Source organism: Microbacterium sp. USTB-Y, assembly GCF_023703415.1.
Lineage (GTDB): Bacteria > Actinomycetota > Actinomycetes > Actinomycetales > Microbacteriaceae > Microbacterium.
This window is the reverse complement of sequence record NZ_JAGMTU010000004.1, coordinates 278,706-291,718: the sequence shown is the minus strand read 5'-3', so window position 1 is coordinate 291,718 and position 13,013 is coordinate 278,706. Positions and strand designations below refer to the sequence as shown.

10 protein-coding genes are annotated in these 13,013 nt (G+C 72.7%); 3 read left to right on the top strand and 7 right to left on the bottom strand.

Annotation, left to right across the window (positions count from 1 at the left end):
• Positions 1-14: 14 nt before the first annotated feature.
• The 7 genes from katG to J8G10_RS12095 form a co-directional block, all read right to left on the bottom strand.
• The gene (gene katG, locus J8G10_RS12125) at positions 15-2,246 is read right to left on the bottom strand and encodes a catalase/peroxidase HPI (RefSeq protein ID WP_251444984.1); all 2,232 of its coding nucleotides are present in this window, start codon (positions 2,244-2,246) and stop codon (positions 15-17) included.
• 91 nt (positions 2,247-2,337) lie between these two features.
• Positions 2,338-2,757, bottom strand: a complete 420-nt coding sequence (locus J8G10_RS12120) for a Fur family transcriptional regulator (protein ID WP_251444981.1) — start codon at positions 2,755-2,757, stop codon at positions 2,338-2,340.
• 75 nt (positions 2,758-2,832) lie between these two features.
• A complete protein-coding gene (locus tag J8G10_RS12115) occupies positions 2,833-4,143 on the bottom strand; it encodes a DUF58 domain-containing protein (RefSeq protein ID WP_251444978.1) in 1,311 nt (436 codons plus the stop codon).
• 20 nt (positions 4,144-4,163) lie between these two features.
• Entirely contained in the window at positions 4,164-5,087 is a 924-nt protein-coding gene (locus J8G10_RS12110; RefSeq protein ID WP_251445398.1) for a MoxR family ATPase, read from the bottom strand.
• 182 nt (positions 5,088-5,269) lie between these two features.
• Complete coding sequence (locus J8G10_RS12105; RefSeq protein ID WP_251444975.1) at positions 5,270-6,499, bottom strand: DUF4350 domain-containing protein; 1,230 nt, start codon at positions 6,497-6,499, stop codon at positions 5,270-5,272.
• Positions 6,496-7,197 (bottom strand): DUF4129 domain-containing protein, encoded by a 702-nt coding sequence (locus tag J8G10_RS12100; protein WP_251444972.1) that lies wholly within the window; start codon positions 7,195-7,197, stop codon positions 6,496-6,498. The genes J8G10_RS12105 and J8G10_RS12100 overlap by 4 nt, the downstream gene beginning before the upstream one ends.
• A complete protein-coding gene (locus J8G10_RS12095; protein ID WP_251444969.1) occupies positions 7,194-8,588 on the bottom strand; it encodes a glycerophosphoryl diester phosphodiesterase membrane domain-containing protein in 1,395 nt (464 codons plus the stop codon). Before J8G10_RS12095 ends, J8G10_RS12100 begins: the two co-directional genes overlap by 4 nt.
• 221 nt (positions 8,589-8,809) lie before the next feature.
• Here J8G10_RS12095 and mtrA point away from each other — a divergent pair, with 221 nt between their 5' ends.
• From mtrA to J8G10_RS12080, 3 genes are all read left to right on the top strand, one after another.
• Entirely contained in the window at positions 8,810-9,490 is a 681-nt protein-coding gene (gene mtrA, locus J8G10_RS12090) for an MtrAB system response regulator MtrA (protein WP_251444966.1), read from the top strand.
• 63 nt (positions 9,491-9,553) lie between these two features.
• Entirely contained in the window at positions 9,554-11,236 is a 1,683-nt protein-coding gene (gene mtrB, locus J8G10_RS12085) for an MtrAB system histidine kinase MtrB (protein ID WP_251444961.1), read from the top strand.
• Positions 11,233-12,942, top strand: a complete 1,710-nt coding sequence (locus tag J8G10_RS12080; protein WP_251444958.1) for an LpqB family beta-propeller domain-containing protein — start codon at positions 11,233-11,235, stop codon at positions 12,940-12,942. The genes mtrB and J8G10_RS12080 overlap by 4 nt, the downstream gene beginning before the upstream one ends.
• Positions 12,943-13,013: the final 71 nt, after the last annotated feature.

Sequence of the window (13,013 nt, the reverse complement as noted above, 5' to 3'; positions counted from 1 at the left end):
TCATGCGGATCCGCTCAGCGCACGTCGTAGCGGTCGAGCTCGGCGACCTTGACCCAGGCCTTCACGAAGTCGTCCACGAACGTCGCGCTCGCGTCGTCGCTGGCGTACACCTCGGCGAGGGCCCGCAGCTCGGAGTTGGAGCCGAAGACGAGATCGGTGCGAGTTCCCACCCAGGTCTTCTCGCCGGTCGCGTCGTCGGTGGCCTGGAACGCGTGGGATCCGGGATCCAGGGGCTTCCACGTCGTGTTCAGATCCAGCACGTTCACGAAGAAGTCGTTCGTGAGCACGCCCGGCGTGCGGGTGAAGGCGCCGTAGGCGGATCCGTCCCAGTTCGCGCCCAGCACGCGCAGCCCGCCGACCAGCACCGTCATCTCGGGCGCGGACAGCGTCAGCAGTCCTGCCCGATCGACGAGCAGGTGCTCCGCGGGGATGCCCCGCGCCACGTCGCTGACGTAGTTGCGGAAGCCGTCGGCCTGCGGGTTCAGGTACTGGAAGGACTCGACGTCGGTCTGCTCCTGAGTGGCGTCGGTGCGTCCCGGCGTGAACGGGATCTCGACGGCCCGCCCGCCGGCGGCCGCGGCCTGCTTCACGCCGACGTTGCCGGCGAGCACCACGAGGTCGGCGAACGAGACCTGCGCGCCTCCGGCGGCGTTGAACGCCTCCTGCACGCCCTCGAGCGCGGCGATCACCCGGGCGAGCTCGGCGGGGCGGTTGACCTCCCAGCTGCGCTGCGGCTCGAGGCGGATCCGGCCGCCGTTCGCGCCGCCGCGCTTGTCGCTGCCGCGGAACGAGGCCGCCGCGGCCCACGCGGTCGACACGAGGTCGGACACGCTGAGCCCGGTCTCGGCGATGCGCCGTTCGAGCTCGGCGATCTCCGCGGCTCCGATGAGCGCGCCGGTGCGCGCGGGCAGCGGATCCTGCCAGAGCAGGTCCTCCGCCGGCACCTCGGCGCCGAGGTAGCGCGCCTTCGGCCCCAGGTCGCGGTGGGTGAGCTTGAACCAGGCGCGGCTGTAGGCGTCGGTGAACGCGGCCTGGTTGTCCTTGAAGCGCAGCGAGATCTCGCGGTAGATCGGATCCTCGCGCAGCGACAGGTCGGTGGTGAGCATGCGCGGTTCGCGACGCCCCTCGCCCTGCGCCTCGGGGACCATGTCGGAGCCGGCGCCGTCGACCGGCTTCCAGTGCTTGCCGCCGCCGGGGCCCGTGGTGAGCTCCCAGTCGTAGGCGAAGAGGATGTGGAAGAACTCGTTGTCCCAGCGGGTGGGGTGATAGGTCCAGGTGACCTCGAGACCGGATCCGATGGTGTCGTTGCCGTGACCGGCGCCGTGGCTGCTCTTCCAGCCGAGGCCCATCTGCTCCATCGGGGAGCCTTCGGGCGACTCGCCGACGTTGCCCGCCTCGGGGGCGGCGCCGTGCGTCTTGCCGAAGGTGTGCCCGCCGGCGATGAGCGCGACGGTCTCCTCGTCGTTCATCGCCATGCGGCCGAAGGTCTCCCGGATGTCCTTCGCGGCGAGAAGCGGATCCGGGTTGCCCTCCGGGCCCTCCGGGTTGACGTAGATGAGGCCCATCATGGTGGCCGCGAGCGGCTTCTCGAGCGAGCGCTCGCCGGCCTCGTCGGTCGAGATGCGGGCGCTCGAGTCGAGCCAGATCTTCTCGGACCCCCAGTACACGTCGTCGTCCGGCTCCCAGACGTCGGCGCGTCCGCCGGCGAAGCCGAAGGTGGGCATGCCCATCTGCTCATGCGCGACGTTGCCGGCGAGGATCATCAGGTCGCCCCAGCTGAGCGCCTTGCCGTAGGTCTTCTTGACGGGCCAGAGCAGACGGCGGGCCTTGTCCAGGCCCACGTTGTCCGGCCAGCTGTTCAGCGGGGCGAACCGCTGCTGCCCGGTGCCGCCGCCCCCGCGGCCGTCGAAGACCCGGTACGTGCCGGCGGAGTGCCAGGCCATGCGGATCATGAGCGGACCGTAGTTGCCGAAGTCGGCGGGCCACCACGGCTGCGACTGGGTGAGCAGGGCGGCGATGTCGCGCTTCACGGCATCGAGGTCGAGTGCCTCGAAGGCGGCGCGGTAGTCGAAGTCCGCGCCGTGCGGGTCTCCCACGGCGGGGTTCTTCGCGAGCTGGCGGAGGTTCAGGCGCTCGGGCCACCAGTCCGTGTTCCCGGTGCGTCCGCCGGTGGGGCGCGAGGAGCGTCCGGCGTGGTCGATGGGGCATTCCGCGGTGTTCTCAGATGCAGTGCTGATCTCAGACATGGCAGATCCTTTCTCTTCTGGGGTCGGTCGATGGCGCGCCGAACACCGGTCCCAGGCGGTCGGATACCGGGGCGGTCGGCGCGGGTCGGGGTCAGGCGGCCGTGTGCACCTCGTCGCAGGCGGCGCAGATCGCCCGGTAGGTGACGGAGGCCTCGAGCAGGCGCATGCCGTGATCCTCGGAGGGATGCAGGCAGGGGGAGGCGCCGACGGCACATGCGACGACCTCCAGCCGGCCGCAGCGCACGCACTGCATGTGATGGTGGTTGTCGTCGGGCTCGACCTCGAACAGTGCGCGATCGGCGTCGGGCAGGCTCACCCGGCGGATGATGCCCGCCGTGGCCAGGTCGCCGAGGATCGCGTGCACGGTCGGCAGCGCGATGCCGGAGCCTTCGACGGCCGTGTGGATCCGGTCCGCGGGGCTGTGCGGGGCGAGGGCCAGGGCCTGAAGCACCGCGATGCGCTGCACCGTGACGCGCAGCCCTGCCGCGCGGAGGATCGCCGAGGTGTCCATGAGGCCACTCTAGCTTTTTCTGAATGATTCAGGAAAACGTCAGGCGGCTAGGCGTGTCGCACCCCTGCCGCACGCTCAGAGCCGGCCGGCCGCTTTGAGCTCGAGGTAGCGATCCGCGATGCGCGGCGGGAGGTCGTCCGGGTCCGCGGCGAGCGGCTCGGCACCCGCCCTCCGGATCGCGTCAGCGACGCGGGCCGCATCGGCCAGGGTGCGCTCGGCCGCCGCGGCGAGGTACACGTCCTCCCGGGAGTCGCGCGCGCGGGCGAGGGCGTCGATCGAGACGTCGGTGGCGGACCCGACCAGCACCGTGGTCGCGCGGGAGACGTTCGGGAACGCCCCGAGGAAGGAGCGTGCGCTCTCGACCGCATCCTGTGCGGTGAGCACGACGACGAGCGACGGGCGCGTGGTCACCGTGCGGATCGCGGCGAACGCGGAGCCCCAGTCGGTGTCGACGAGTCGCGCGTGCACCGGGGCCATCGCGTCCGAGAGCGCGGGCAGCAGGGCGGTGCCCTCGACGCCGCTGACCCGTCCGCGCACGGCGCGGTCGAACAGCAGCAGGTGCACGTGGTCGCCGGCGCGCTGCGCGAGCGCGGCCAGCAGCAGCGCGGACTCATAGGCGGCGTCGAGCCGCGTGCCGTCTCCGACACGGGCGGCCGAGGTGCGCCCGGTGTCGATGAGGATCACCACGTGCCGGTCGCGCTCCGGGCGCCAGGTGCGCAGCATGGTCGTGCCGGCGCGTGCCGTGGCACGCCAGTCGATCGAGCGCACGTCGTCGCCGCGCACGTACTCGCGCAGCGAGTCGAACTCGGTGCCCTGGCCGCGCACCTGCACGCTCGTGTTGCCGTCGAGCTCGCGCAGGCGCGCCAGCCGCGACGGCAGGTGGCGACGGGAGGCGAACGGGGGCAGGATCCGGATCGCCCCGCGCACGCGGTGGCGTCCCTGACGACCGGCGACGCCCAGCGGCCCGGTCGAGCGCACGGCGACGAACTCGCTGGAGAGTTCGCCCCGGCGCCGGGGCAGCAGCGCGATGGGCAGTCGTCGCCGCTCGCCGGCGGGAAGATCCAGCCGTGCCCTTCCGTGCTCCGCGGCGTCGGCGGTCGGCTGCCAGCCGTCGCGGATCCGGCCGCGCAACCGGCGCGTGCCGAGGTTCTGCACGATCACGGTCGCCGTCACCGGCTCGAGCTGGCGGCCGCGGCTCGGCACCTCGCGGGTGATCCGCAGCGCGCCCACCGGCGCCGCCAGCAGCACGTCGACGCCGACGAGCGCCGCGCACAGCGCGAGCCAGCCGATCAGCACGAACCACGGCGGGATCCTGAGGGCGTCGAGCAGCACGAGCGGGACGACGCCGAGCGCGGCGACGATCACGAGGCGGCCGGTGAGGAACATGACGGGGGTGGTCTCCGGGCTCAGATCGGGACGCGGGTCTGCTGCACGACGCTCGTGAGCACGGCATCGGCGGAGACGCCCTCCATCTCGGCGTCGGGCCGCAGCTGCAGGCGGTGGCGCCACACCGGGATCAGCATGGTCTGCACGTGGTCGGGGGTGACCGCGCTCGATCCGTTCAGCCACGCCCAGGCCTTCGCCGCCGCGAGCAGGGCGGTCGAGGCGCGGGGGCTCGCGCCCAGCTGCACCGAGGGGGACTGGCGGGTGGCGCGTGCGAGGTCGACCACGTAGCCGAGCACGTCGTCGGTCACCTGCACGCGCCCCGCGGCCTGCTGCGCGGCGAGGATCTCCTCGGCCGTCACGACGGGGTGCAGATCCGTGAGCTCGCGCGGCGAGAAGCCGTCGGCGTGGCGGCGCAGCACCGACACCTCGGCATCGCGTTCGGGCAGGCCGACCACGAGCTTCATGAGGAACCGGTCCAGCTGCGCCTCCGGCAGCGAGTAGGTGCCCTCGTGCTCGATCGGGTTCTGCGTCGCGGCGACGAGGAACGGATCCGGAAGCGGCAGGCTGGCGCCGTCGGAGGAGACCTGGCGCTCCTCCATGGCCTCCAGCAGTGCGGCCTGCGTCTTCGGAGGGGTGCGGTTGATCTCGTCGGCGAGCAGGATGTTCGTGAACACGGGACCGCGTCGGAACTCGAACTCCCCGGTGCGCGCGTCGTAGACGAGCGAGCCCGTGACATCGCCGGGCATCAGGTCGGGCGTGAACTGGACGCGCTTCGTGTCGAGCCCGAGCGCCCGGGAGAACGAGCGCACCACGAGGGTCTTCGCGACACCGGGCACGCCCTCCAGCAGCACGTGCCCGCGCGCGAGCAGCGCGACGAGGAGCCCGGTGACGGTGCCGGCCTGGCCCACCACGGCCTTGTCCACCTCGGCGCGCACCCGCTGCATGGCCTGGCGCAGCGCGGCATCCTCGGACGCGGGGGCGCTCGCCGCCGCGGGCGCCGGTGCAGCGGTCGTCGTCGGTGCGGCACCGGCGTGGGGCGCCGGAGCCGGCGCCGCCGGGGGAGCGGGCGGGGACGGAGGACGCCCCGGGGCGGCGGATCCTGCGGGGTCGTAGCCGGGATGATCGGTCACGGGCTGCTCCTTTCGATGCGGACGGCGTTCTCGACCGCGGTCTCGAGCTCGGCGAGTCGGCGGGCGTAGGGCACGAGTTCGGCGTCGGCGCCGGGGAGGGGGCCGACGAGCAGGGCGCGGCAGTCGGCCCGATCGACCCTGATGCGGTCCGCCGCGGCGTCGGCGACGGCACCGGGGTCGGCGCGGGCGGCGAGGCCGAGGCGCAGCGCGAGCCGGGCGAGCGTGCCGGCGCGGAGCGCTTCGGCCGCATGCGTCGCGTCGGCCGCCTTCGCGGTGAGCCGGGCGCGGCCGAGCATCGTCTCCGACGCGCGCACGGTCACCGGGAGGGTCTCGGCGACGAGCGGGCCGAACCGGCGCCCGCGCCACACGGCGGCGAGCAGGGCGGTGATCATGCCGAGCGCGACGACCGGGCTCACCCAGCCGGGCGTGAGGTCGGCGAGGCTCTTCGGCACGTCGACGTCCGTGCGGTCCGAGTCCTCGAAGGACGGCACGTACCAGACCACGTGCGCACGGGCGCCGAGCAGGGCGAGGCCGAGGGCGGCGTTGCCGTTCTCGGCGAGCCGCTCGTTGGTGAACAGGGCGGCGCCGTCGACGATCGCCCGGCGTCGCCCGGCGTCCTCCGAGATCAGCACGGCCGCGCCGTCGGCGTCCCCGAAGCAGGCGGTGACCCCGGAGGCCGGGAGGAAGAGCTGCCCCGGCTCGATCGTGCCGACGTGCGCGAAAGCCGATACGTCGCAGTCGGCGCCGACGGTCGGCGGGGCGGACGGGAAGGCGTAGCTCCCGAGGTCGAGCGTGCGCAGCATGCGGGCGCTGGGGGAGGTCAGCACCACGTCGTGCGCGGCGTCGGTCAGCTCGGCCACGGCGGCGTCGCTGAGCGTGTACGGATCGCTCATCACGAGCGTCGTGTCCTCGTCGAGGCGACGTTCGGCCTCGGCGCGGGTGCGCACGACGTCGACCGTCACGCCCTGCTGCCGGAGGATCTGCGCGAGCGCCTGCATGCCTCCGGGGCCGGGGCGTTCGGGGTCGAGACCGTCGCGCTGTGCGGACGAGGGGACGGCGAGCAGCAGCCCCGCGGCGCCGACGATGAGCACCAGGGCGACGACGAGCACCCAGCCCAGGGCGCGCCGCAGCCGGCCGGGGACGCGCACCAGGGTGTCGCGCGGCTGAGGTGCCGCTGGGGGATCCGTCTCGGCGCGGGCCGGAGACGACGGAGGCGCGGCGGTCATGCGGAGACCGCCTCCGGCAGGAGGGCGGGCCTCAGCGCACGGAGCCGATCGTCGGTCTGCGCGAGCGCGCGGTACAGCCCGGCGGAGCCCGCATGACCGAGGTAGCGGACGTCGTCGAACGCCACCGCGGCGTCGTGCAGCGCCTCGCCTTCGCCGGGGAACGGCACCACCGCCTCGCGCGCGATGGTCTGCGCGGTCGCCCCGGGCGCGGGCGAGATGAGGTCGCGCTCGATGAGAGAGCGGGCGACGGCGCGATAGCGCAGCACGATGGCCTCGGCCCAGTCCTCCGCGCGGGCGGCGCGCTCGGCGTCCGCACGCAGCTCCGCCGCGGAGCGGTCGTCCGCGGCGCCGAGCAGCACGGCGCCCGACGCGCGGGAGCGCGAGCGCCGGGGCCGACCCCAGATCAGGAGCACGGCGATCAGCGCCGCGACGAGGACGGCCCCGATGACGATCGCGGCCCAGGGGCCCAGGTCCACCGCACGCTGCGGGGTGAACAGCTGGATCAGGAAGTCGACGACGGCGCGCGCCCACTGGTCGATGAGCGTCGGCTTCGCCGCCTGGTACTCGGGCTTGGCGAGCTCCTTCTCGGCGAGTTCCCTGGCGCCGTCACCGTCGGGGATGAGCGGGATCGCCGCGAGTCCGAACCACAGCGCCGCCGGTCCGACGGCACGCGCGAGACGACGAGGGGATCCGGTCATCGACGATCGGACCCGGGAGCGGCCCAGCCCTCGTCCGGCGTCGCCCACGGGCTCTGCTGCGCGGGCGGGATCGGGGCGGCGGGCGGCGGCGGGGCGAAGGAGGGCGGCGGGGTCGCCGCGTCGGGCGCCGGCGCCGGGGCCGGCACGGGGGCGGCCGGGTAACCCTGCGGCACCGGGTAGCCCTGCCTCCCGGGCTGGCCCTGCGGCATCGGGTAGCCCTGCGTCCCGGGGTAGCCCTGCGGCGTCGGGTAACCGGGAACCGGGCCCGGAGGAAGGGGATACGGCACGGCGGGGCGTGCCGGGCGGAAACCCGCACGGACTGCTCTGGCCGCGTCGGGACGGAACGGATCCGACCCGTCATCGAAACCGGCGGCCCGGCGCTCCATGGCCGCCATCAGATCCTGGTCGAGGCCCTCGTACCGCATTCGGCAGTCGATGTAGACGAGCGCTCCCGCGGTGGACTGCACGACCGAGCTGATCGACTGCAGCACGACGACGATGATCTCGGTGATGATGAGCCCGATGAGGGCGCCGGCGCTCGCGGAGAACTCTGTCATGCCGGTGGGGTTGAAGACCGGGCCGAACAGCGACGTGACGATGCTGCCGATCATGCCGACGGCCTGGGCGCCGATGTACATGATCGCGCCGATCACGAACACGATCCCGAACGCGAACCAGAACCGCCCGCGGGTCAGTCGCCAGGACCGCACGAGGGCCTCGCGGAGCCCGGCTCCCTCGATCACCAGGAGCGACGGGACCAGCATGAGCTTCGTCCCGATCCAGATCGACAGGGCGACGAGGCATCCGATCCCGAGCAGCACGGCGAGCACGGTGAAGACCACGCCGGCGCTGTCGAAGCCGGTGGGCAGCCCGATCGCGAGGAACGGGACGCCCAGGATCACCACGGCGGCCAGCGCGCCGGCCAGGCCGTACAACAGGGTGTAGCCGATCAGGCGCCACGCCGCGGGCCGCACGCGCTTCCAGAGGGCGCCGAGCGTGGCCGTCTCCCGCAGCACGGCCGCGCGCACGTCGGCGGCGACGATGCCCTGCACGATCGCGGTGAAGGCCACGGAGAACAGTCCCATCAGCAGGCCGGCGCCGCCGATGAAGGCGAACGAGCCCAGATAGAGCGTGAGCCACTCGTCGCTGCCCGGCTGCACCGTGTCGAGCCTGCTCAGGGTCGCGAACGAGACCACCCCGACGACGGAGAAGACCGCGACCATCACGACCAGCTGCACCACGACGGCGAAGCCGAACAGCACCTTGGGGTTGTGCCGCAGCGCGGCGAACGACTTGCCGAGGATCGTGCCGAAGCCGAGCGGCCGCAGCGGGATCAGGCCGGGCTTCGGCGCGGGGGTCCAGCCCTGCGCGGTGACACTCTGCTGGCTCACGAGTCCTCCGGTTCGCGTGTGGGTCCATCGTGTCACACCGTCATCGCCCCGGGGAGGACGACGGGGCCACGGCCGCGACGGCGCGGAGGAGCGGTCTCACCGGGATCCGCGAACTCCAGCGGGTGGTGAAGTACGCTGGACCGACGTGGGGGCGCTGGTACGCGCCCGCACGTCCGACACAGATCCGAACACCGCGAGATCCGAAAGACGACTGGCCGCCCATGACCTCACGCATCCTCGTGGTCGATGACGACACGGCTCTGGCCGAGATGATCGGCATCGTGCTGCGCACGGAGGGCTTCGAGCCCGTGTTCTGCGCGGACGGCGCGAAGGCCGTGGACGAATGGCGGGCACAGCGCCCCGACCTGGTGCTGCTGGATCTCATGCTGCCCGGCATGGACGGCATCGAGATCTGCACGCGCATCCGTGCCGAGTCCGGCGTCCCGGTGATCATGCTCACCGCCCGCGGGGACACAGCCGACGTCGTGCGCGGACTCGAGGTCGGCGCCGACGACTACATGGTCAAGCCGTTCAACCCGAAGGAGCTCGTCGCCCGCATCCGCACGCGGCTGCGCCCGACGCCCCAGGCGACCAGCGAGGTGCTGCGGATCGGCGACCTCACGATCGATGTGGACGCGCACGAGGTGCGCCGCGGGAGTGCGCCGATCGCGCTGACCCCGCTCGAGTTCCAGCTGCTCGTCGCCCTCGCCTCGAAGCCCCAGCAGGTCTTCTCCCGGGAGATGCTGCTGGAGCAGGTCTGGGGCTACCACTACAAGGCCGACACCCGCCTGGTGAACGTGCACGTGCAGCGGCTGCGCGCCAAGGTCGAGCTCGACCCCGACAACCCGCGGATCGTGACCACGGTGCGCGGCGTCGGCTACCGCGCGGGGAGCGTGGTCTGACCCGGTCGGGTGGCGTCCGCGCCCCGGCCGCTGCAGAGCCCTCCCGTCGATGAGGATCCGCCGATGACGAACACCGTGGCGCTGGCGAACTCGGCCGCCCGTGGCGTTCGCCGCAACGGGCGCCGTCTGGCCCGACTGTGGCGTCAGTCGCTGCGGTTCCGCACGATGGTGATCGCGCTGGCGCTCACCAGCGTCGCGGTGCTCGTCACGTGCGTGCTGATGGCGCTCGCCGTGCAGAACCAGCTGTGGGACGCACGCAAGGACCAGGCGCTGCGCGATGCCTGGCGGGCCGCCAACTCCGCTCAGTCCGTCCTGTACTCGGCGAACACCCAGGGGTCGCAGACGGCAGGGCTCGGACTCATGCGCGACGTCCGGGACACCGTGCAGGGGGTCTCCGCCTCGCGCGTGCTCGGCGTCTTCCCGCTCGATCCGAACCAGCTGGTGCCGGGCATCGCGGTGGGCGGCTTCAACCGGGACGAGCTCGTCAGCGATCAGCTGCAGCAGCGGGTGGCCAAGGACGCCAGCACGCAGTGGTGGCAGCCGGTCGCGCTGCGCGACGCGGACGGATCCGAGCACGCCGGAATCCTCGTGGGGCAGCAGCTGACGGTGCCGGGCTCGGGCTCGTACGCCCTCTACGTCGCCTACGATCTCGCCGACACCGAGCAGACGCTCGCGCTCGTGCAGGGGAGCCTGTGGATCGCGGGTCTCGTGCTGGTCGCGCTGATCGGCGCGATCGCGTGGTTCTCCCTGCGCACCGTCGTCGAGCCGATCACGGCGGCGGCCGAGACGAGCGCGCGCTTCGCCGGAGGCGATCTCGACGTGCGCCTGCCGGTGCACGGCCAGGACGAGCTCGCGACGCTGGGCCGCTCCTTCAACGCGATGGCCGACAGCATCGAGGCGCAGATCAAGGAGCTCGGCGAGCTGTCGCTCGTGCAGCAGCGGTTCGTCTCCGACGTCTCGCACGAGCTGCGCACGCCGCTGACCACGATCCGGCTCGCGGCGGAGATGCTCAACGACCGTCGTGAGGAGTTCGATCCGACCACGGCGCGCACTGCGGAGCTGCTGCAGACCCAGGTGCACCGGTTCGACACGCTGCTCGCCGACCTGCTGGAGATCAGCCGCTACGACGCCGGCTCCGTGCAGCTGGAGACCGAGGCCACGAGTCTCGCCCATCTGGCGGAGGACCTGGTCGACGAGATGCGCCCGCTCGCGCAGACCCACGACACCGAGCTGCGCTTCGTCGCCCCGGGCGGGCACACGCCCGTCGACCTCGATCCGCGCCGGGTGCGCCGGATCCTGCGCAACCTCATCGGCAACGCCATCGAGCACGGCGAGGGGCATCCGATCGTGGTCACCGTGGACAGCAATCAGAACGCGGTGGCGGTCGGCGTGCGCGATCAGGGGATGGGGATGACCGCGGAGGACGCCGAGCGGGTGTTCGACCGGTTCTGGCGGGCGGACCCGTCCCGCCAGCGCACGATCGGCGGCACCGGGCTGGGGCTCTCGATCGCCCTGGGTGACGCGCGGCTGCATCGCGGAACCCTGGCGGTGTGGTCGCGTCCGGGGGAGGGCACCAACTTCGTGCTCACGCTCCCGCGCGGGTCGCGGCCCCTGGACGGCGCTTCGCCGGTCCCGCTGGAGGCGGTCGAGCCGATCGCCGAGCTCGGCGTGAGCACGGCCCCGCTCGCCGTCGCCGAGGCGGGCGCCGCCCTCCGCCAGACGGACGAGGATCAGGGGGAGTCATGAGAATCGGACGCATCATCCGCGGCGCGGTCGTCGCGCTCGCCCTGCTGGGGCTCACCGCCTGCGCGTCGCTGCCGGTCACGGGCGATGTGCGCCCCGGTCTCGCCGCGCGTCAGAACGACAGCGGATCCGATCTGGCGTTCGTGCCGCAGGGACCTTCCGACGGCATGGATCCGAAGCAGATCGTGCGCGGGTTCATCGATGCGGCTTCCAGCCCGAAGGACAGCTGGAGCATCGCCCGCCTGTTCCTCACCTCCGATGAGGCGCAGAAGTGGAAGCCGGACGTGGGGGTTACGATCGACACCGGCTCCGCCGATCGGCACTACGACGCCGCCGACGTGACGAAGGAGACGACCTCCACCACGGTGCGCCTCGGTCTGCAGCAGACGGCGAGCGTCGACGAGACGGGCGCGTATGCGGGCCAGCCCGTCAACCGCGCCGCCGACCTTCCCTTCACGCTCACCAAGACGAAGAACGGCCAGTGGCGGATCTCGCAGGCCCCCGACGGGATCGTGCTGGATGCCGACTCGTTCGCCGCAGCCGACGTCTTCGCGCCGTATGCCCTGCAGTACTTCGACCCCTCCTGGACGTACCTCGTGCCCGATGTGCGGTGGTTCCCGAAGCGGGAGAACACGGCCAGCCGCATCGTGCAGTCGCTCATCGGCGGCAAGCCCAGCCCGTGGCTCGCGAACGGCGTGCGCACCGCGTTCACGGGCGATGTCGCGCTCGCGCGGAACACGGTGACGCCGGAGTCGCAGGTCGCGGAGGTCGCTCTCAACGACGCCGCGCTCGTCGCGAACTCGGTCACCCTGTCGCGGATGCGCACGCAGCTGGAGCACAGTCTGAGCGGTCTCGGCGTGCTGCAGGTGAAGATCACGATCGCCGGCCGCGACACGGTCGCGGGGACCGCCTCCGTCGCGCCGACGACGGTCGACACCCGTCCTCTCGCGCTCACGGAGAAGGGCTTCGGTTTCCTCTCGAACGGAGAGATCGTGCCCGTCCCCGGGGTGTCGACGCAGATCGAGGACTTCCCTCAGGCGATCACGGCGATGAGCGCCGCCAGCGGCGCGCAGCGGGTCGCCGTGCAGGGCGGGGACGGAGCGGTGTACGCGGTCGCCGGGGGCAAGACCGACCAGATCGACGCGCGGCCCGATCTCATCGCCCCGACACTGGATCCCTTCGGGTACATCTGGACCGTGCCCGCGCAGAGCCCGGCGTCGATCTCGGCGTGGCCGGCGTCGTCGACGACCGCACGCGTGATCGCCGGTCCGGCGGACGCGGGCCGGGTCACCTCGTTCGCGGTGAGCAGGGACGGTGCGCGGCTCGTGATGGCCGTGGTGGCCGGGGGGCAGTCCCGGGTCGAGGTCTTCGCGATCACCCGTGACGACCGGGGAGCGCCTTCGGCGCTCGGCCCGGCCAATGTGATCGCCTGGCCCACCAGCGCCGTGGACGTGGCGTGGCTGGACGATTCGACGGTGGGGATCCTCGGCACCGATGGGTCGAACCTCGTGCTGCACGAGCAGCCGGTGGGCGGGCCCGCCAAGACGATCGACGCGCCCGATGCCGCGCAGAGCTTCGCGCCGGCGTCGCCGGTCTCGAACGTCCGGGTGCTCGGGGGCGGAGTGCTGTACCAGCGCAGCGGCCCCAACTGGCAGCAGGAGAGCACAGGAGTCAAGGTGCTCGCGGTGCAGCTCGGCGTCGGCGGCTGAATCCGGGGAGCCGCCCTGGACGCGGCCCCTGGCGTACTGCCGCGCTCGCGGGGCGGATCCGGGTCGTTCCG

Coding starts and splice junctions, on each gene's coding strand:
- katG (WP_251444984.1), bottom strand. CDS start 2,246: ATGTCTGAGATCAGCACTGCATCTGAGAACACCGCGGAATGCCCCATC.
- J8G10_RS12120 (WP_251444981.1), bottom strand. CDS start 2,757: ATGGACACCTCGGCGATCCTCCGCGCGGCAGGGCTGCGCGTCACGGTG.
- J8G10_RS12115 (WP_251444978.1), bottom strand. CDS start 4,143: ATGTTCCTCACCGGCCGCCTCGTGATCGTCGCCGCGCTCGGCGTCGTC.
- J8G10_RS12110 (WP_251445398.1), bottom strand. CDS start 5,087: ATGCAGCGGGTGCGCGCCGAGGTGGACAAGGCCGTGGTGGGCCAGGCC.
- J8G10_RS12105 (WP_251444975.1), bottom strand. CDS start 6,499: ATGACCGCCGCGCCTCCGTCGTCTCCGGCCCGCGCCGAGACGGATCCC.
- J8G10_RS12100 (WP_251444972.1), bottom strand. CDS start 7,197: ATGACCGGATCCCCTCGTCGTCTCGCGCGTGCCGTCGGACCGGCGGCG.
- mtrA (WP_251444966.1), top strand. CDS start 8,810: ATGACCTCACGCATCCTCGTGGTCGATGACGACACGGCTCTGGCCGAG.
- mtrB (WP_251444961.1), top strand. CDS start 9,554: ATGACGAACACCGTGGCGCTGGCGAACTCGGCCGCCCGTGGCGTTCGC.
- J8G10_RS12080 (WP_251444958.1), top strand. CDS start 11,233: ATGAGAATCGGACGCATCATCCGCGGCGCGGTCGTCGCGCTCGCCCTG.